Source organism: Actinomyces oricola (genome assembly GCF_004104015.1).
GTDB classification, from domain to species: domain Bacteria; phylum Actinomycetota; class Actinomycetes; order Actinomycetales; family Actinomycetaceae; genus Actinomyces; species Actinomyces oricola.
The window spans coordinates 21,971-41,026 of record NZ_RYFV01000003.1 but is presented as its reverse complement, the minus strand read 5'-3'; the positions used below and the strand labels follow the sequence as shown (position 1 = coordinate 41,026).

Annotated in this window: 15 protein-coding genes and 1 pseudogene; 8 read left to right on the top strand and 8 right to left on the bottom strand. The window is 68.5% G+C overall.

Going from position 1 to position 19,056, the window contains the following annotated elements; genetic code table 11:
* Positions 1-355: 355 nt before the first annotated feature.
* Positions 356-1,619: pseudogene (locus tag EUC46_RS02375) on the bottom strand (IS256 family transposase).
* 216 nt (positions 1,620-1,835) lie between these two features.
* Entirely contained in the window at positions 1,836-2,501 is a 666-nt protein-coding gene (locus EUC46_RS02370) for a ferritin-like fold-containing protein (RefSeq protein ID WP_128772601.1), read from the bottom strand.
* 538 nt (positions 2,502-3,039) lie between these two features.
* Here EUC46_RS02370 and EUC46_RS02365 point away from each other — a divergent pair.
* The gene (locus EUC46_RS02365) at positions 3,040-4,605 is read left to right on the top strand and encodes a DEAD/DEAH box helicase (RefSeq protein ID WP_128772606.1); all 1,566 of its coding nucleotides are present in this window, start codon (positions 3,040-3,042) and stop codon (positions 4,603-4,605) included.
* Between the two features lie 108 nt (positions 4,606-4,713).
* On the opposite strand, the gene EUC46_RS02360 is transcribed toward EUC46_RS02365, so the two are convergent.
* Both EUC46_RS02360 and EUC46_RS02355 read right to left on the bottom strand, forming a co-directional pair.
* Positions 4,714-5,340, bottom strand: a complete 627-nt coding sequence (locus EUC46_RS02360; protein ID WP_128772600.1) for a MarC family protein — start codon at positions 5,338-5,340, stop codon at positions 4,714-4,716.
* Between the two features lie 21 nt (positions 5,341-5,361).
* Positions 5,362-6,207: a PHP domain-containing protein gene (locus EUC46_RS02355; RefSeq protein ID WP_128772599.1), complete on the bottom strand. Its 846-nt coding sequence runs from the start codon at positions 6,205-6,207 to the stop codon at positions 5,362-5,364.
* Positions 6,208-6,385: 178 nt separating this feature from the next.
* On the opposite strand from EUC46_RS02355, the gene EUC46_RS02350 reads away from it, so the two are divergent.
* The 4 genes from EUC46_RS02350 (at position 6,386) to EUC46_RS02335 (ending at position 10,762) form a co-directional block, all read left to right on the top strand.
* A complete protein-coding gene (locus EUC46_RS02350; protein WP_128772598.1) occupies positions 6,386-7,462 on the top strand; it encodes a Gfo/Idh/MocA family protein in 1,077 nt (358 codons plus the stop codon).
* 151 nt (positions 7,463-7,613) lie between these two features.
* Positions 7,614-9,230, top strand: a complete 1,617-nt coding sequence (locus tag EUC46_RS02345) for an aminopeptidase P family protein (RefSeq protein WP_421701069.1) — start codon at positions 7,614-7,616, stop codon at positions 9,228-9,230.
* A 189-nt stretch (positions 9,231-9,419) separates the two neighbouring features.
* Entirely contained in the window at positions 9,420-9,809 is a 390-nt protein-coding gene (locus EUC46_RS02340; protein WP_128772597.1) for an ArsR/SmtB family transcription factor, read from the top strand.
* Complete coding sequence (locus EUC46_RS02335) at positions 9,806-10,762, top strand: cation diffusion facilitator family transporter (protein WP_128772596.1); 957 nt, start codon at positions 9,806-9,808, stop codon at positions 10,760-10,762. Before EUC46_RS02340 ends, EUC46_RS02335 begins: the two co-directional genes overlap by 4 nt.
* An 82-nt stretch (positions 10,763-10,844) precedes the next feature.
* On the opposite strand, the gene EUC46_RS02330 is transcribed toward EUC46_RS02335, so the two are convergent.
* Positions 10,845-11,699, bottom strand: coding sequence for a sugar phosphate isomerase/epimerase family protein (locus tag EUC46_RS02330; protein WP_128772595.1), 855 nt, complete (start codon positions 11,697-11,699; stop codon positions 10,845-10,847).
* Positions 11,696-12,667, bottom strand: coding sequence for a YflT domain-containing protein (locus EUC46_RS12850; RefSeq protein ID WP_241655345.1), 972 nt, complete (start codon positions 12,665-12,667; stop codon positions 11,696-11,698). Before EUC46_RS12850 ends, EUC46_RS02330 begins: the two co-directional genes overlap by 4 nt.
* Positions 12,668-12,744: 77 nt before the next feature.
* Here EUC46_RS12850 and EUC46_RS02320 point away from each other — a divergent pair, with 77 nt between their 5' ends.
* Positions 12,745-14,037, top strand: coding sequence for a magnesium transporter MgtE N-terminal domain-containing protein (locus EUC46_RS02320; RefSeq protein ID WP_128772594.1), 1,293 nt, complete (start codon positions 12,745-12,747; stop codon positions 14,035-14,037).
* Complete coding sequence (locus EUC46_RS02315) at positions 14,030-14,602, top strand: DUF1003 domain-containing protein (RefSeq protein ID WP_128772593.1); 573 nt, start codon at positions 14,030-14,032, stop codon at positions 14,600-14,602. The genes EUC46_RS02320 and EUC46_RS02315 overlap by 8 nt, the downstream gene beginning before the upstream one ends.
* A gap of 105 nt (positions 14,603-14,707) precedes the next feature.
* Here the strand turns inward: EUC46_RS02315 and EUC46_RS02310 are convergent, their stop codons facing one another.
* Positions 14,708-16,594 carry an acyltransferase family protein gene (locus EUC46_RS02310; protein ID WP_128772592.1) on the bottom strand — a complete coding sequence of 629 codons (1,887 nt, stop codon included), beginning with the start codon at positions 16,592-16,594 and terminating at the stop codon, positions 14,708-14,710.
* Between the two features lie 152 nt (positions 16,595-16,746).
* Between EUC46_RS02310 and EUC46_RS02305 the strand changes: the two genes are divergently transcribed.
* Positions 16,747-17,892: an Mrp/NBP35 family ATP-binding protein gene (locus tag EUC46_RS02305; protein ID WP_128772591.1), complete on the top strand. Its 1,146-nt coding sequence runs from the start codon at positions 16,747-16,749 to the stop codon at positions 17,890-17,892.
* A gap of 117 nt (positions 17,893-18,009) precedes the next feature.
* On the opposite strand, the gene EUC46_RS02300 is transcribed toward EUC46_RS02305, so the two are convergent.
* Positions 18,010-18,993, bottom strand: a complete 984-nt coding sequence (locus EUC46_RS02300; RefSeq protein ID WP_128772590.1) for a twin-arginine translocase TatA/TatE family subunit — start codon at positions 18,991-18,993, stop codon at positions 18,010-18,012.
* Positions 18,994-19,056 lie beyond the last annotated feature (63 nt).

Here is a 19,056-nt window from a genome sequence, read left to right as displayed (position 1 = left end):
GGGGGGCGCCCCCCCCCCCCGGGGGCCCCCCGCCACTGCTATCCCTGCTCCCGCAGGGTCGACGTGGTACCCACCCGATACATCGGGTCATCCCCGCTCGCGCGGGAATGATCCGTCGGCCAAGCCGTGCTGACGGCTCTGGGTGGTCTTACCCGAGCCGGGTGCTCCGCGCAGAACGCACATGGTGCGCATGCGCGCACCTCCCCTCAAACAAGAAAGCCCCGCAGCACTCGCTGCGGGGCTGAATCGGGTGCCCTCACACCGGCGAGGCCCAGCAGGCGCTGAGCCAACACCGGCCGGATGAGTGATGAGGGCATCAGGATGGGTCAAGTCTTTTGGTGTGGTGTTTTTTGTGTTAGGTGGTGATGGTCATCAGGGGGTGGTTGTCGGGGGTGGTGTGGGTCAGGGTGTGGGTCAGTCGCTGGAGTGAGGTCTGGGAGAGGTAGCGGCGCTCGCCGTACTGCCATTCCTCGTGCTGCTCCTGGAGGACGGAGCCGATCAGGCGGGTGACGCTGTCGCGGTTGGGGAAGATCTGGACGACGTCGGCGCGGCGCTTGATCTCTCGGCCCAGGCGCTCGATCGGGTTGTTGGACCAGATCTTGGGCCAGTGCTCGCGGGGCATGGCGGCGAAGGCGGTCAGGTCTGGCTGGGCGTCTTAAAGCATCTGGGCGATGGCTGGCAGCGAGGGCTGCAGGGAGTCGATGACCTGCTTGTACTGGGCGGTGACGGCTTCGTGGCTGGTCTGGGCGAAGATGGTAGAGATCAGCGCATTGACGGGCTTGGAGTGAGCCGAGCCCAGGTGCTGAGTGACGTTGCGGGCGAAGTGGACCCGGCAGCGCTGCCAGGCCGCCCCGGGCCCGATAGCCTTGATCGCGGCCTTGAGGCCCGCGTGGGCATCGCTGGTCACCAGTGCCACGCCCAGGGGATCGGTGGTGCTGGCGACCCTCAGACCCCGCTGGCGCAAAGACCGCAGGAACTCGGTCCAAAAGTCGGTGGTCTCGGCGTCCCCGATGGCCATGCCCAGGATCTCGCGCCGGCCCAGGGCTGACACGCCGGTGGCCACTACCAGGGCCTGGCAGACCACCCGGTGGCCCATGCGCACATCGAGGTAGGTGGCGTCCACGAACAGGTAGGGGAACCAGGAGTGGTCCAGGGGCCGGGACAGGAATTGGCCCACACCCTGGTCGATGTCCTGGCAGATGCGCGACACGCTCGAGCGCGAGATCCCCGACTCGCACCCCAGGGCCCGCACCAGCTCATCGACCTTGCGGGTGGAGACTCCCTCAATCCACGCCGAGCAGATCACGGCGTACAGGACCGACCCTCCTGCGCGGGTTGAGCAGGCTGGGGAAAAACGACCCCTGGCGGAGCTTGGGGATGGCCAGCTCGACCTCGCCGGCAGTGGCGGCCACCGTCTTGGCGCGCTTGCCGTTGCGCCTGGTGATACGCCCGCTAGTGCGCTCGTAGCGCTCAGCGCCGATGACCGCGGCCGCCTCGGCATCGATCAGGTCCTGCAGCCCGGCCTGCAGCATGCGCCTAAAGACGTCATCGTGGACCAGATCAGGATCGGCGAGGACTTCCCCGATCAGAGCTGACACGGCAGACTGGTTCCTGGGCATCGTGGGAACACTCCTTGTGAATCTTGGTCGAAGAACTCGGATCCCCACAATGCCCACCCAGCACTCCCCACCGACCAAGACCCCACAGAAATTACCACCACACTAAGAGACGCACCCTCAGGACGTGCGAGGCCCGACTCCATATCGCCCTCCTGGCCCGGCGCCAACCTGCCATGAGAAGGGGTGAGGCTCTGCGACTCCGACTCTCAGCGGGGCTCAGGCCCGCAGGCCCAAGCCGCGCATACGGGAAACCGCCCCCTGAGAGAGGACCGCGTGCAGCTGCTCTACCTCGGTTCCGCCGTCGTGCAGCTCGGGGAAGCGGGCCATCATTCGTTGCAGGGTGCCAATTTCCTCACCGGTAACACGCCGGGCCCACAGCCCTAGGCGACCGGCCAGTTGGGAGTCGCTGTCAATACCAGCCATGATCTCGTCCGCTGCAAAGGACCCGTAGCGGTCGGCGCCCAGGATGTCCAGCAACTGGGTGCCGAGTTGACGGGGTAGCCCGTGGGTCAGGGCCATTGAGAAGTCCACGAGCATTCCAAAGGCCAGATAGGTCTTGACCAGGCGCTCGGGCCAGTCCCTGGGGCGCAGACGCGCGTCGAAGTCGCCCAAGGCCCCCACGAAGCCCTCGGATGCCTCATAGAGGTCCACGCCATGCGCCCCCGCCAACTCGTGGACGCGCTCGAAGGAGGTGACCTGCTCTGCGCTCATGCGCAGCAATTCCACCCGGGGAATCATGGCGGGCGCCTTGTCGGCGTCCTTGGCGTAGCGGGTGCAGGCCACGGTGCAGGTGTAGCCGACCAGGCCCAGCACGGCCTGGAGGTGTCGGGCGGGAGGCCCACCGTCGGGGACCAGGGCGGGAGGAGGGGGCGACACAGTCATGGCACCAGCCTAGGCCGCACCCGCGGCGGGCATGGAACCACGCCTCTCTGGTTTTTGGGCACTACCGCCTCCCGGCTTCAACCTTGAGGCGCACCCTAAACCCCTCACCATGGCGGCGCCGGCGCAGCACACCGCAGCCGAAACTGCCGCATCTGCTGCGCTCCAGGCCCTCCCGGACCCGGCCACACACTGTTCGTACGCGTGAGTTCCCCCACGGGATTGCCGAATATTCCGCCCCAAACCAGACGTGGGAACAACCTAGCCGCTACCCTGTGGAAGTCCATGGTTGACCGGTCGTCCAGCAGCCTGGCCCCGCCTGCCATCTCGGCCTGGAGCGGAGCACGAATCACGATCGGCTGCCTCCCGTGACTGCACCGCACCGCGCCGCCGATTGCAGCGCCTGGGATGCCGCGGCGCCATAGCGCCACCGCCCTGCGGCGCGCACGGTCAGATCGACTGAAGGAAGCTCGTGATCGACGAGAACGAAAGCGCCCCAGCGCAGGACTCCACACGCGACCAAACCACCTCCTCCGGCATTATGGAAACGGCCGGCGCTCACGCCCCGATCCTGGACGAGGCCACCCCGGACATCACCGACGAGGGCGCTGTCGCCGACCTGGCCCAGAAGACCTTCGCGGACTTCGACGTGGAGGAGGAGATCTGCGCGGCCCTGGCCGCCAAAGGCATTACTCACCCCTTCCCCATCCAGGCCCTGACCCTGCCAGTGGCCCTCAAAGGCCAGGACATTATTGGCCAGGCCAAGACGGGCACTGGCAAGACCCTGGGATTCGGCATCCCTTTGCTCATGGACACCCTCGGCCCCGGGGAAGAGGGATGGGACGAGGACCCGGCCGCCGGCAGCCCGCAAGGCCTGGTGGTCCTACCTACCCGCGAACTGGCCAAACAGGTCGCCGAGGAGTTGTCCACCGCAGCGGCTAACCGGACCGTGCGTATTGTGCAGGTCTACGGCGGGCGCGCCTACGAGCCGCAAATCGAAGCCCTGGAGAAAGGCGCCGAAGTCGTGGTGGGCACGCCCGGGCGCCTGATCGACCTCATGGACCGCCGCGTCCTGGATCTGACCCATGTGACCACAGTGGTCCTTGACGAAGCCGACGAAATGCTCGACCTGGGGTTCCTGCCCGACGTGGAGAAGATTCTGGCCCGCACCCGCACTGACCGTCAAACCATGCTCTTCAGCGCCACCATGCCCGGGGCCGTTGTCTCCTTGGCGCGCCGCTACATGACCCAGCCCACTCATATTCGCGCCCAAGACCCGGGTGATGAGGGCATGACCGTCAAAACCGTTCAACAAGTCGTCTACCGCACGCATGCACTGAACAAGGTTGAGGTCCTCTCGCGCATTCTGCAAGCCCGCGGCCGCGGTCGCACCATTATTTTCGCCCGCACCAAGCGCACCGCTGCCCGCGTGGCCGAGGACCTCGGTGCGCGTGGTTTCGCCACCGGCGCCCTCCATGGCGACCTGGGGCAAGGAGCCAGGGAGCAGGCCCTGCGGGCCTTCCGCAACGGCAAGGTGGACGTGTTGGTGGCCACCGATGTAGCCGCGCGAGGCATTGACGTCGACGATGTCACCCATGTCATCAACTACCAGTGCCCCGAGGACGAGAAGATCTACGTCCACCGCATTGGGCGCACAGGGCGCGCCGGGAACTCCGGGACGGCCGTGACCTTCGTGGACTGGGACGACCTACCGCGCTGGCGGCTCATCGCCCGGGCCCTGGGCCTTTCTATCGAGGAGCCGGTGGAGACCTACCACACCAGCGAGCACCTTTTCACGGACCTGTCGATCCCTGAAGGGGTCACCGGCCGGCTCCCCAAGGACAAGCAGACGCTGGCGGGCCTGGACGCCGAGGAGATTGAGGATTTGGGCGAGACGGGACGCCGTGAGCGCGGCCGCGAGGATCGGGCGGGTCGTAGACGCAGCGGTTCAAGGCGAGCGGGCTCTGGCCGTGGACGGGGCCGGTCTAGCTCAACTTCGAGCGAAAGCAACCCAGTCACCAAGACCCAGCGCGGCGAGCGGCGCAAGCGCAAGCGCAAACGCACACGGGGCGGCAAGGAGGTGCCGCGCCGGGACCGTCAAGACTGAGCGCCGCCCGCCGACCGGGGCAACACCCCCATCTCTCCCTTTCGCCCCCTCTGGCCGGTCTGGCGCGGTCTTGGTCTTTTGCTTCGAAGGGGAAGCCGGCGCCCGGCCTCACAGCTCTTGAGCAATGAAGGCGAAGACGGCGTCGGCCACCATCTGCACGGCAATCGCCGCCAGCAGCAGACCGGCGATCCGGGTCAGCAGCGTAATACCGGAGTCGCGCAGGAGCCGGTTGAGGACCATGGAGAAGCGCAGCGTCAGCCAAATCACCAGATGCGCCACAAGCACAGCCGCCCCCACGGCAATCCACCCGGAGAAGGCCCCACCAGAGGACTCCACGGCCACCATGGCGGCCACGATCGCGCCGGGGCCGGCCAGCAGGGGCGTCCCCAACGGCACCAGGGCCACATTGACGCGCACGGCGTCGGGGTCGGGACTCTCGTCAGTCTTACCGGTCAACAACTCAATGGCCACCATGAGGAGCAGCAACCCGCCGGAGAGTTGGAGTGCGGGCACCGAGATCCCCAGGAACTGCAGGATGTAGCGCCCGAAGACCGCGAAGACGGTGATGACGCCGAAGGACACGGCTGTGGCCTGGCGCGCGGAGGCGCGACGCTCCTGGGGCGTCTGCCGGCTGGTAAGTGACAGGAAGATGGGGATGGCGCCGGCCGGATCCTGGATGACCAGGAGCGTAGCCAACGTGGTGGCGAAAAGGACGGGGTCCAAGACGTTATCCATCGTCGTAGCCTCCTTTACGCCTCATGCCTCGATCAGGGGCAGGGCGCCCTCGTCAACAATCCGCTCCAGCAGGGCCCGGTTCATGAGGTTCTCCCCCAGACGGTTGGGCTTGCCGGTGCCGTGGTAGTCCGATGCCCCTGACTGTCCCAGCCCCAGGCGGAGGGCAAGTTCCCGGGCCGCAGCGCGGTCAGCCTCGGTGTGGTCGCGATGATCGACCTCGAGTGCGGCGAGCCCGGCCTCGGCCATAGCGGCGAAGACCTCGTCGGGCACCAGCCGGCGCTGCCGGCGGCTGGCGCGCGGATGCGCAGCCACGGGCACGCCGCCGGCAGCGCGCACAAGCTCGCAGGCGCGCACCGGGTCCAGGGACCAGTGGCGCACGTAGTAGGGGCTGTCGGTGGCCAGGGGCCCGGCGAAGGCGGCTGTGCGGTCGGCGAAGGCCCCCGCCGCGACAAGGGCGTCGGCAATGTGGGGGCGTCCAATGGTGACGGCCCCGGCCGCCTGTTCACACACGTCCTGCCAGGTAATGGGGTAGTCCTGGCTCAGGAGCTCGACCATGCGCTGGGCGCGGGTGCCGCGCGAGTCACGGGCCCTGGCGAAGGCCTCCTGGAGTGCAATGTCATCGGGTCGGAAGAGGTAGCCCAGCAGGTGGAGGGTGACGCCGTCGGCGGAGCAGGAGATCTCGGTGCCGCGCAGAAGGGTCACACCCGTGGCGGGCACGGCCGCCTCGGCCTGCTCCCACCCGATGACGGTGTCGTGGTCGGTCAGGCCCAGGACGTCCAGGTGCGCCGCGGCGGCTGCGGCCATGAGCTCGGCGGGGGTGTCGGTGCCGTCAGAGCAGGTGGAGTGGGTGTGGGGGTCAATGCGCACGGCTGACAGTGTAGGGACTGGGGGCACTGGCGGCGCAGCATGACGCCCTACGGCTGACTTTGCCGCCCCGGCTGGTTCGCCGGTTCGTGAGGGCTGCACCCGGGGCCGTCGCCTCGGAGGTGGGCACGCCACCTGGCGAGGCGGCACGCCGCAGAGCAGCGACCGGTAACCTCGACCCATGAGCACCTCCGGGACCACAACGCCGTCGCCCGACCCCCGCCCCGTCCGCTTCGGCGTCATTGGCGCCGGGTTCATTGCCAACTGGTTCGCCCAGGCCGTGGATGCCGTTCCCGACGCTCGCATTGTGGGGGTCACCTCGGCCCGCCCGGAACGTGCCGCCGCCTTCGCCGCCGAGCACAAGGTCTCCGCCAGTTGGGCGAGTCTGGAGGAGATGCTCGCCGCCCAGGGCGAAAACGCGGTCGACGCCGTCTATGTCGGCTCCCCCAACCACCTGCACGCTGAGCACACCATTGCCGCCCTGCGTGCGGGGCGGCATGTTCTGGTGGAGAAACCCTTCGCCGTCACTCCGGCTCAGGCCCGCGACATGGCGGCCGAGGCCCTCCGCGCCGACCGGCTCCTCGTGGAGGGCTGGCTACCTGCGTTCGAGCCGGGGACAGCGGTGATCCGTGAGAACCTGGCTCGCCTGGGTGAGGTTAGGCGGGCCGTCTTCGTCAAGGAGCAGTACTCCTCGCGCATGGACGCCTACAAGGCGGGGTCTCTGCCCGGCGCCTTCGACCCGGCCATGGCCGGCGGCTCCCTTATGGATCTGGGCATCTACCCGGTGAGCATGGCGATCCACCTTTTCGGTACACCGGACCGGGTCACCGCCACGGGCGTTCTCCTGGACTCGGGGGTCGACGCCATGGGGACTATTGTCCTGGGCTATGACGACGGGCCGGAGGTGGTCTGCATGCACTCCAAGGCCTCCTCCACGGGCCTGGACTGCCAGGTAGCCGGCGAGCACCACGTGCTGGTCATGGACGACTGCCAGTGGCCACGGCGCATCACCTTGCACGGGCCTCGTCAGCGCACCGGTGGCGCCGACCCGCAGGCCCCCGAGGATCTTTCAGTGGAGCGCACCGGCCCCGCCCAGGTCTATGAGCTGGCCGCCTTCTGCGAGCTCGTGCGCTCCGGCGCCCGCGAGTGCGGGCTGCACCCCGTGGAGAGTTCGGTGACGGCCATTGAGGTGCTTTCCCAGGCTCGCCGCCAGGTAGGTGTGCGCTTCCCCGCCGACGACGACGCCCCTCAGCCCTGAGCACCCAGTTGGCGGCCCTCACTGGGCCCTGGGGCAGGAGTCTTCTCCGCCCAGTCGCATTGTCGGCCCCGGCCTGATCCTGGGAGCCGTCACCGGTGTCTTCTCCTCCCCCGGTTGCGTTGTCGGCCCACGCAGGTGCCACCATGGGGCCATGATGACCGAGACCAACTCCCCCAGCGGCTCCGACGCCGCAACCCGCACTTCCATCGACCAGGTCAGCGCCGACCAGGCCGACCAGTCCCTGGCCGAACGCGGCTCCAACCGCTCTCGGCAGCCCTCGAACCAGGCCTTCCGCGATTTCATGGGCGCAGGCTGGGGGCCGCGCCCAGCCGAGCCGCCTGCGCTGCTGGAGTCGGCTCCCTGGGCCGCCAAGCGCCGCGAAGCACTGGGGGCCCTTTTCCCCGGTGAACGCCTGGTGGTGCCGGCCGGCCCGTTGCGCGTGCGCAACAACGACTGCGACTATCGCTTCCGCCCGCACTCGGCTTTCGCACACCTGGCCGGCACCGGCACTGACTTCGAGCCCGACGCCGTGCTCGTCCTGGAGCCCTTAACCGCACCCGGGCAGGAGGTGGCTGAAGGGGTCGCCACCCATGAGGCGGTCATATACTTCCGCCCCCGCGCCTCGCGCTCAAGCAGAGAGTTCTACGCCGATACTCGCTATGGCGAGCTGTGGGTTGGGGTCCGCCCCTCCATTGAGGAGGTCGAGGCCCTCACCGGGATTCGCTGCGCGCACATCGACTCCTTCGGGGACGCCCTGGCCAAGGACGCTGGGGTTGACGGCGTGCAGCTGCGCGTCATCGCCGAGGCCGATCAGGCCGTTACCGCTCAGGTTGACCAGGTCCGTCAGGCGGCGGGTTTGGCGGCCGGGCAGGAGGCCAGGCGGGTCGACGATCGTCTGGCCGAGGCGGCCAGCGAGTTGCGCCTGCGCAAGGACCCCTACGAGGTCGAGCAGATGCAGGCGGCGGTGGACGCCACCAAGGCCGGTTTCGAAGAGCTTATCCGTTCCATTCCGCGGGCCACCGGCCATTGGCGCGGTGAGCGGGTGCTGGAGGGGGCCTTCGGGGCGCACGCCCGCGAGGAGGGCAACGGCCTGGGCTATGACACCATTGCCGCCGCTGGTAACCACGCCAACACCCTGCACTGGATTAATAACGACGGCGCTGTGCGCCCTGGCGACCTTGTGCTGGTGGACGCCGGCGTGGAGGTCGACTCTCTCTACACCGCGGACGTGACCCGTACGATCCCGGTGGATGGGCGCTTCAGCCCCCCGCAGCGCCGGGTCTACGAAGCTGTCCTGGCGGCTGCGGATGCCGCCTTCGCCAGGGCCAATGAGCCGGGTTGCTGTTTCAAGGACGTGCACACTGCTGCGATGGAGGTCATTGCCGCCCGCCTGGAAGAGTGGGGGCTGCTGCCCGAGGGCGTCACCGCTGCGGACTCGCTGGCGCCCACCGGCCAATACCACCGCCGTTGGATGGTGCATGGAACCAGCCACCACCTGGGTCTGGATGTGCATGACTGCGCTCAGGCGCGCCGTGAAATGGCCATGGACGCCCTGCTGGAGCCTGGCATGGTCTTCACCATCGAACCCGGCCTGTACTTCCGCGCCGACGACCTCAAGGCTCCTGAGGAGCTGCGCGGCATTGGCGTGCGCATTGAGGACGACGTGGTGGTGCGCGAGGACGGCCGGGTGGAGTACTTGACTGCCGCCTTCCCCCGCACCGCCGATGAGGTGGAGGCGTGGGTGAGCGGACTTATCGCCCACGACTAAGTCTTGGCAGCGCGGCGCCCCTGGCATCAGAGCCCTCTTCAGAGCCCTCTGATGCCAGGGGCGCTGCGCATTCAGGGGCGCCGCGCATTGGAGTGCCAGGTGCCGCATGCCGGCCGCATCGGCCCGCCTGGCACTGGCTGTTGCCCACACCATTGACAGCACATCCCCTACCAACGCTATTATCGTTTCATGACGATGATTCATGGCCTCCTTCCTGAAGACCGCCCTGATGACCATGACGCCTTAGCCAACGCCTCCACACTAGCCGCCCTCATGGACGTCCTGGGCGACCCAACCCGACTGGCGATCCTGCGTCACCTCCACGGTGGCGAGCACCGGGTTGTCGAGCTCACCGAGCACCTGGGTCTGGCGCAGTCCACCGTCTCCCAGCACCTGGCGATTCTGCGCAGCGCCGGTCTGGTATCCACCCACTCCCACGGGCGCGCCAGCGTCAACCGCCTGGAGCACGCCGCGGCCCTGGACCACCTTCTGGAGGCGGCCAGCGCCCTGGTGAACGCCGCCGCCGAAGCCGGGGACGCTCAGGTACCCGGGCAGCGGGAGTCACAGGAGTCACTGTGAGCACCGAACCGTCCCCCCATGGACCGCAGAAGCATCACGGGTCGCACGAGCACAGCCACAGTCACGGTCGGGGCGCCTCAACCACCCGTTTGGCCGCCGCCCTCACCCTGACGGCCGGCGTCTTCATCGCCGAGGTCGTCACCGCCCTGTTGACGGGGTCGCTGGCCCTCCTGGCGGACGCGGGCCACATGATCACTGATGTCGCCGGCCTCATTATGGCGCTCGCCGCCGCTCAGCTCAGCCAGCGCCCGGCGACACCTCAGCGCACCTGGGGGCTGCGCCGCGCCGAGGTCATTGGCGCCGCACTCCAGGCGGGAACACTGGGCGTCGTGGGCGTGGTGGTGGCGGCGCGCGCCGTGCACAACCTCATTGTCCCCACTCCCGTCGAGGCCGAGGGAATGCTCGTCATGGGCGTCATCGGTCTACTCGCCAATGCTGCTGCGCTGCTGATCCTCGCTGGCGGGCGAAGCGAAAGCCTCAATATGCGCGCCGCCTTCTTGGAGGTCCTCAACGACGCCCTGGGCAGTGTCGGCGTGCTCGTCGCCGCCGGGGTCGTCGCCACCACCGGCTGGATGCAGGCCGACGCCGTCGTCTCACTGCTCATTGCCGCGCTGATTGTGCCACGCGCCGTCGCACTGCTGCGGGCCGCGGGCCGGGTGCTCATGGATTTCACCCCTGAGGACCTGGATCTTCAGCAAGTGCGCGCCCACATCCTGGACCTGGACCACGTCGAAGAGGTTCACGATCTGCACGCCTGGACGGTGGCCTCGGGGCTACCGGTGCTCACGGCACATGTGACAGTGCGCGACGAATGCCTGCGCGACGGCCACACCGAGCAGATCCTCGACCGCCTGCACAAGTGCGTGGCCGAGCACTTCCCGGTCCGTATTGAGCACGCCACCTTCCAGCTCGAACCGGCCTCTCACCGCGAGCACGAGACCGTCTGCACCTGAACGGAGCGCTGCTCCAGCAGCCACCACCGGCCCGATCGATCACACCCCAGCCCCCCTGAGGGGTGGCCGTGGGTGAGATCGCTCAGATGCCCTTGCGGTAGCGCTTGCGGGTGGGCTCGGGGACGTAGACCTGCCCGCCCGCGCCCTCCAGGTGCTCGCGGGCGAAGGCCAGGGCGCTGGCCAGGCCCTCACGCCGCTCAGCGTCACTCATGGTGCGCGTATTGACCTCGACCACGACCTGACCGCCACGAGCCTCGAACCCCGTGGCGGCCAAGTAGGAGAGCACCCCGGCGCAGTCCTGGTCGCCCTGGCCGGGCAGAAGGTGGTCGTCCAGGGGGCCCACAACACCGTCGGTCAGGTGCAGATGCCGCAGCGTCGGCCCCAGGGAGCGGGCCATGGCCAGGGCGTCGGACCCGGAGGTCGCCGCGTGGGAAATGTCGAGGGTCACCGAGCGGTAGCCCTGGCCCACCGGGTCCCACGTGGGCGAGTAGGCCTGGAAGTCGCGCGTGGAGTAGGCGGTGCGCGGGCGCCAGGTGAACATGTTCTCCACCGCCAGGTGCACGCCGGTCGTGGCCTCGCGGCGGGCAACGCCGGCCACGAAGGTGCGGGCGTAGCGCTTCTGCCAGAAGAAGGGCGGGTGGAGCACCACGGTGGGCGCCCCCAGAGCCTGGGCCATCTCTATGGAACGGTCGACCTTGTCCCAGGGCTCGGTGCCGAAGACGCCGCGGGTCAGCAGCAGAGTGGGTGCGTGGATGGACAGCACGGGCTGACCCAGGTCGGAGGACAGTGCGCCCAGAACGCGCACGTCCTGAGTGATTTTCTCGCTCCACACCATGACCTCAACGCCGTCGTAACCCAGTGCCGCCGACATCTCAAAAGCGTCGACGGCGCTGCCCGGGTAGGCCGAGGAAGTCGCCAAGCCAACGGGGATGCTCATCTCGGTTCCTCGTCCTCGTCCCGGCGTCTGCGGGCGGGGTGCGGGTAAGGGTCGTCGTCCTGCCCGACGGCACCATGTCCCTGCGCAGGGGACGACGGCGCTGGCTGCGGGAGCGCACCCTCCCCCGTCTCGTCCTGGGGCGGGGTGGGAGCGGCCGCACCGCCTGCGGTTGGCTCCTCGGGGCGCCTCGGTGGGGATGCGGCGGGCCCCGGCACCCCCGTGGTGGACTCGGGCGCCTCAGGGGCAGTCGTGGGCCCGGTGGCTCCGGGGGTGGCCGGCTGAGGAGATGCGGTGGGGCCAGGGGTGTGCTGACCGACGTACTGGGCGGGGTCAACCCCTTCGGGCAGACGCACCCCGAAGCGGGGTTGCTCATCGGGGCGCGAGCCGAAGGCCGTGGGCCCCTCCTGGGAGCGCTCCCGGCGCCGCTCCCGGGCGCGCACCGCCGCCTGGCCCCCGCGCGTGAGATTGCCGGGAAAGCGGGCCAATGCCTGGGCGGCCGAGGAGGCGTGGGCCTGGGCGATGATCGAGTAGCGGGCGGCAACCACCTGACTGACGGAAGTGAAGTCTCTCCTGCCCCGGGACAAGGCGTAGCCGGTCGCCTGGAAGAAGGTTCCCCACAGCACCCCCATGAGCACCGCCATGACCAATGCCCCCTTACCGGCCCCTGCGCCCACCAGAGCCATCATGGCGGCGAAGAACAGGCCGATCCACAGCCCGGAGGCGGCCCCGGACAGCAGCACCCGCCCCCAGGTCTTGCGGCCCGTAATGCGTTCGACCTGACGCAGGTCGGTGCCGATGATGGCCAGGTGCTGCACGGGGAAACCGTCATCGGATAGGGAATCCACGGCTCTTTGCGCCTCGGGGTAGGTGGCGAATGAGGCAACCTCCTCCCCAACCGGCATAAGGCCCTCACGCCCCATGCCCGTGGGCCGAGATCGCGCGGGATACGGGCTCAACGGGTCACTCATGCCCTCATGGTCCCACGCTCGGGTGGCGCTGGTGGCGCCCCACGGACGATCACGCCCAGGGCGCATAGTCTGGGGACGTGGAGAACACCAGGACGCGCACTACCAGCCGGGTCTTCGTTGCCCGCCTCGTCGGCACCACCGTTTTCGACCCGCTGGGGGACCCGGTCGGCAAGGTGCATGACGTCATTGTTCTGCTCCAAATGCGTGGCGCCCCCCGCGCGGTGGGGCTGGTCATTGAAGTGCCCGGGCGCCGTCGGGTGTTCCTGCCCCTGTCGCGAGTCACAGCCATTGAGCCCGGCGCGGTCATCACCACCGGCCTGGTCAACATACGCCGCTTTGAGCAGCGTCACGTCGAGACCCTTGTCATTGGCGAGCTCTTGGACCGCGTGGTCACCCTTAAGGACGGCTCGGGCAATGTCACCGTGCGCGACGTGGCCATTGAGCGCGACCGGGGCATGGACTGGAAAGTCACCCGCCTATACGTCCAGCGCTCCTCCTCGGGGCCGCTGGGGCTGCGCCGTGGCGACACCCTGACCGTCGCCCCCGACGAGGTCACCGGCCTGGCCGGCAGCGCGGATCAGCAGGGGGCGACGGCATTGCTGGCGACCTTGGAGAACCTCAAGCCCGCAGACCTCGCCGACGTCCTGCGGGACCTGCCGCAGGCGCGCCGCCTGGAGGTGGCCGGCGAGCTCTCCGATGAGCGCCTGGCTGACGCCCTGGAAGAGCTCGGCGATGAAGACGCCGTCGCCATGCTCTCCGCCCTGGAGTCCGCCCGCGCCGCCGACGTCCTGGACGCCATGCAACCCGACGACGCTGCGGACCTCGTCTCCGAACTCCCCAAACCCAAGGCCACCGAGCTCCTGGCCCTCATGGAGCCCGAAGAGGCTGAGGACGTGCGTCGCCTCATGGCCTACGACGACTACACGGCCGGTGGCCTCATGACTACCGAGCCCATCATTTTGCCCCCGGAGTCCACCGTGGCCACCTTCCTGGCCCAGGCCCGCAAGGCCGAGATCACCCCGGCGCTGGCCGCAGTGGCCTTCGTGGTGCGTCCTCCACTGGAGACCCCCACCGGCAAGTACCTGGGCGTGGTGCACCTGCAGCGCGCCCTGCGAGAACGCCCCCAACGCATGCTCGGCTCCGTTCTGGACCGGGACGTGGAGACCGTCCACGCCGAGGACTCCATTGGCACGGTCACCCGCCTCCTGGCCACCTATAACCTCACCGCACTGGCGGTCCTGGATGACGCCGGGCGACTGCTGGGGGCGGTGAGCGTCGACGACGTCCTGGATCACCTCATGCCCGACGACTGGCGGGAGGCCGACGAGGCCGTCACGGACGAGATGATTGAGAGGAACGCCAATGGCTGACTCGCTGGACACCCCTCTGGAGAGGGCCAACCGCCCACGCTGGCCCTGGCAGCGTTCCTCTGGGCGCTCCGATGCCGCCGGCCGGGCCTCCGAGGCAATCGCCCGTTTCTCGGGTACCCCGACCTTCCTCATCTGGCTAACGGTTTTCGTGGCCCTGTGGATGGTGTGGAACTCCTGGGGTCCTGAGTCACTGCGCTTCGACAAGGCCGAGCTGGGTTTTACCGCCCTGACCCTCATGCTCTCACTCCAGGCCTCCTACTCCGCGCCCTTGATCCTGCTGGCGCAGAACCGTCAGGACGACCGCGACCGGGTCACCGCCGAGCAGGATCGGCAGCGCGCCGAGCGCAACCTGGAGGACACCGAATTCCTCACCCGGGAGATCGCCTCCCTGCGCCTGGCCATGAACGACGTCGCCACCCGTGACTTCGTGCGCGGCGAACTGCGGGACATGCTCAGTGAAATCCTGGCCGAGGAGCGGTTGACTCGTGAGGAGATCTCCGAACTGGGCGAGGACGACGCCTCCGACCAAGAGGAACCGGCCGGCCACGGCGGTCAACACGGCTGACGGCCCTCGTTCTCAGGACTGAGCACTCAAGCCCGCCAGCACCAGACCCTGGCGCGGCGCGAGCCCTCGCCCGGGGTCGGCGGCGGAAACCCATCTGGTGTCTGTTCAGCGCACCAGGCTCTGGAGGGCCTGGTAGACAATGTCGGCGTAAACCGCCCCGCCCTCACCAGAGGGGTGGATTAAGTCCTCGGCCAGCATCTCCGGGTGCCCCCCGATCGCCTCGTCCCATCCGGCCACCGCAACCCTGTCCGGGTTGGCGGCCGCGAAGTCCCGCACCGTCTGGTTGGCTGGAGGGATCCAGGTGGCGCGCTCTGGACCGAAGCCGGTGACGAGCACCAGGCGCCGGTCGGGGCCGAGGTAATCCAGGATCTCCTGAAGCTGTGCCGTGTCCACGGTCCCGTTGGTGGCCATAGCCACGACCACGTAGGGGCGGGCACCCACCTGGGCGTCAAGAGCCTGGACGGTGGCCAAGCCCGCATACATTGAGCGGGACACCTCGGCGTCAATCACCGCGCCCGGCAATATCTCGCCCAAGGGCGCCGCGGAGGCCAAGGACACCGAGTCCCCGGCGATCGCCACCTGATCCCCGGTCACGGGCTCCGGCGCCGGAGGGGCCTCCTGGGCGGACCCGGGCTCTGGCGCCGCCGGGGCGTCGCCGGGCGTTGGCGACGGCGCGGACGATTGGACCGCCGCAGCGCTCAACGCCTGCTGCCCAGCCTCAATGGCCGCCTGCGCACTGGAAACCGTGGGTTGCACACTCAAAGCGAAGGCCATTAGCAAGAGGGCGGAGGTGACGCCGCAGGCGGCAGTGGCGCGCGCACGCAGGCCCACGCCCACCACCGAGCGGAGCCACGCCAGCATGCCCTGACGGCGGATGGGGGTCTCAAGGAACCTGTATGAGGCCTCAGCCGCCGCCACCGTGATCACCATGACCCCGGCGGCCACCGGACGCCCGCCCACAGTGGGAGGCAGGCCGTAGAAGGCCAGCACCCACAGCGGCCAGTGCCACAGGTACAGTCCGTAGGAGCGCAGCCCCAACCATCTCATTGGCGGCAGGTCGAGCAGCGCCACCAGCCAGTGCCCCCGGCGCGCCCCCCGGGTCATCTCGGGGGTGAGGCCCTGAAGCACGAGGGCGGTCGCCACTGAGCCCAGGGCCAACAGCGTCGTTGTGGCCCGGGCCGGATCTACCCGGGTGAGGCCCTCAGCCCCCACACGGGCGCAGACTAAAAGCCCGCCCAGACCGACCCAGGCCGCAATGGTGCGCGCCAGCCACTGGATTGTCCCCACCCCGGGAACCTTGGCGCCATCAGCAGCCCGGCCGTGCCACAGCGCCAGCGCGGCACCGAGCATGAGCCCGAAGGCGTGCGTGTCAGTGCCCATGTAGAGCCGCGACGGGGAGGCTCCGTAGTCGCCCAGCCACAAGGTCCATCCCAGGGAGCCGACCGCCAGAGCCAGGGCGAGCAGGCCGGCCAAACGGGTGCGCCGGCGCCTGAGCGCACCCGTCAGCACAGTGATAATGACCAGTGGCCACACAATGTAGAACTGCTCCTCCACCGCCAGGGACCACACATTGGTCAGCAGCAGCGGCTGAGTCTGGTCGAAATAGGACGATCCGGCAGCGATTTCCACCCAGTTGTAGACCAGGGTCGCAGCGCTGAGCACCTGGCGGCGCACGCCCAGCAGGACATCGCCCCCCAGCAGGCCGGCGATCGAAACCGTGGTGACCATGGCGACTAGGAGGGCGGGGACGATGCGTCGCAGACGCCGATACCAGAAACGACGCAGAGCGATCCGGCCGGTGCGGCGCAATTCGGCGACGAGGAGTGTGGTGATGAGAAAGCCCGAGATGACGAAGAAGGCATCCACTCCAACATTCCCGCCGGGCAGGGCTCCCGGCAGGAGGTGGTAGACGAGGACCAGGACGACGGCAATGGCCCTTAGGCCATCGATCCCGGCAATGCGATTGTGGGCAGAGCGTGCGTCTGGTGACATATAAGAGAACTCAATCCACGCATAGCTACTTGAGACTCGACCTAACGCGTCCAGCCTAGGCTGGACGCGCAATATGAAACCGGTACTCAAGCCGAATCACAGAGAGGCACTGCTCACGATGCGCTGAGCGCGTCACCTTCTAGGATGGGCTCATGGCCAACCCCACACGCGATGCTGTCCTACAGGCCCTGACCCGGGTCATCGACCCCGAACTCCGCCGCCCCATCACCGACCTGGGGATGGTCGACTCTATTGAGATCTCCGACGACGGCGTGGCGCGTATAGGAATTCTGCTCACTGTGCCGGGATGCCCTATGAAGGACACGATCTCCAGCGATGTTCACAAGGAAGTGGGCGCCGTCGAGGGGGTCACCGGTATCGAGGTGCGCATGGGCGCCATGAACGACGAGCAGCGCGCCGAGCTGCGCTCGCGCCTGCGCGGGGGCGCAGCCGAGCCGACGATCCCCTTCGCCCAGCCCGGCAGCCTCACCCGCGTTTACGCGGTGACCTCGGGTAAGGGAGGGGTCGGCAAGTCCTCGGTGACGGCCAACTTGGCGGCCGCATTGGCCGCTCGGGGCCTGAGCGTGGGTGTGGTCGACGCCGACATCTACGGATTTTCCATTCCACGGATGATGGGCGTCCATGGCACCCCCACGCAGCTTGATGGCATGATCATCCCGCCGGTGGCCCACGGAGTGAAGGTCATCTCCATTGGCATGTTCGTCGAGGACAAGCAGCCGGTGGTGTGGCGCGGCCCCATGTTGCATCGGGCTGTCCAGCAGTTCCTTTCCGACGTTTTCTGGGGGGACCTCGACGTTCTTCTCCTCGACCTGCCCCCGGGAACGGGCGATGTCACCATCTCGGTGGCCCAGCTCCTGCCCGGCGCCGAGATCCTGGTGGTGACCACCCCGCAGACCGCGGCGGCGGAGGTCGCCGAACGCACCGGCCTCATCGCCGTCCAGACCCACCAGAGGGTGGTCGGCGTCATTGAAAACATGTCCTACATGCCGCAGCCCGATGGTTCCCGTATTGAGATCTTCGGCTCCGGCGGCGGGAGGGAGGTTAGCGACTCCCTGTCCCGCAGGCTCGGCTACGAGGTGCCCCTGCTGGCCCAGCTTCCCTTGGACATTAAGCTGCGCCAGGGATCGGATGCGGGCGTTCCAGCCACGGTTGCCGCCCAGGGCAAGCCGGAGGCCGACGCCCCGGCGGCCCTGGAGCTGAGTACCGTGGCAGGCCGGCTGGCGCACCGCGCACGGGGCCTGGCGGGGCGCAAGCTGGGCGTGTCCCCGGTGTCCTGAAGGACGGTCGGGCCGGGATTCCAACCGGCACGGTGGACGGTGGGGTGAGGCGGACCGCAGTGCTGCCCCTAGCCCTCAGTTGCCCCCTAGTTGTTGTCCTGTCTCCGTCTTGAGATCTCAGGCGTCGACCGTGACAGTTGCGGCCTCAGCGCGAGTGCGGGCCGCGGCGTTGGCCGCCCGCACGATCTCGCGCGGTGACACCGGCCGCGTCAAAGCGGCGTCAGAAGCCGCAGGCGCCTTGGTCAGGCTTGACGGCACTGCCGCCGCGGCAGCACTCGATGCCGCTGCCACCGCAGCAGCATCAGCTGGCTCACCATCAGCGGACTTACCGCCAGCGGCCGGCTCGTCTGGCGCATTGGCGGCCTTGGCCGAGTCAAGGTCACCATCCCCAGCGGATGCCTCCACCGACTCACTACTGCGCCCCGCGGAGTCGCCCTCCGCACCGGCGGGCCCGTCCTTGAGCCGCCCGCCCTCAGCGGCGGCCCCCTCCTGGGGGCCCTGGGGGCTCCCGGCCGCGGCCCCCTCCTGGGGGATCTCAGCCGCGGCCCCCTCCTGGGGACCTTGCACGTGGTCGGGCGCCGAGGACTCATTGGGGCCGGTCTGACTCTCAGACTCCGGGGTTTTGGCATCCGGGTCGGGCTCGTTGTTCGCCGGGAGGGTGCTCTGCCTGCCCTGCACCGCCTTGTCCTCAACCTTGTCCTCAATGCCCTCAATGCGCTTGGACAGGGTGTCCGTTCGCTCCTTCCGCACCACGTCGGTCACAGAGCGCACCGCCTCCTGCGAGGACTCCTTAGCGGCGTCAGTCACGGCTTTAATGGGGGTGGTCAGGTCTCTGCGAATGGCGTCAAGATCCTCGCCCAGGGCGTCGCGCACGATCTTGCGCGGGTCGTAGTTGCGCGGGTCGAGGTCGGCGAGGTTGAGGTCGCCCAGTTCGGGGCCGACCTCCTCCGCGATCTGCGTCTTGGCATTGTCAAGAAAGACGCGCAGTTGACGGATGAGTTGGGTGAGCTTGCGCGTGTACTCGGGCAGGCGCTGCGGACCGACGACGATCACCGCCACAAGGATGAGGACTATGAACTCATTGCCAGAGATACCTGCCACGGGGCACAGTATAGGGACCACGCCAGGCTCTCTCGTACTGCGCCCTTTGGTCCAGCAAGCTCG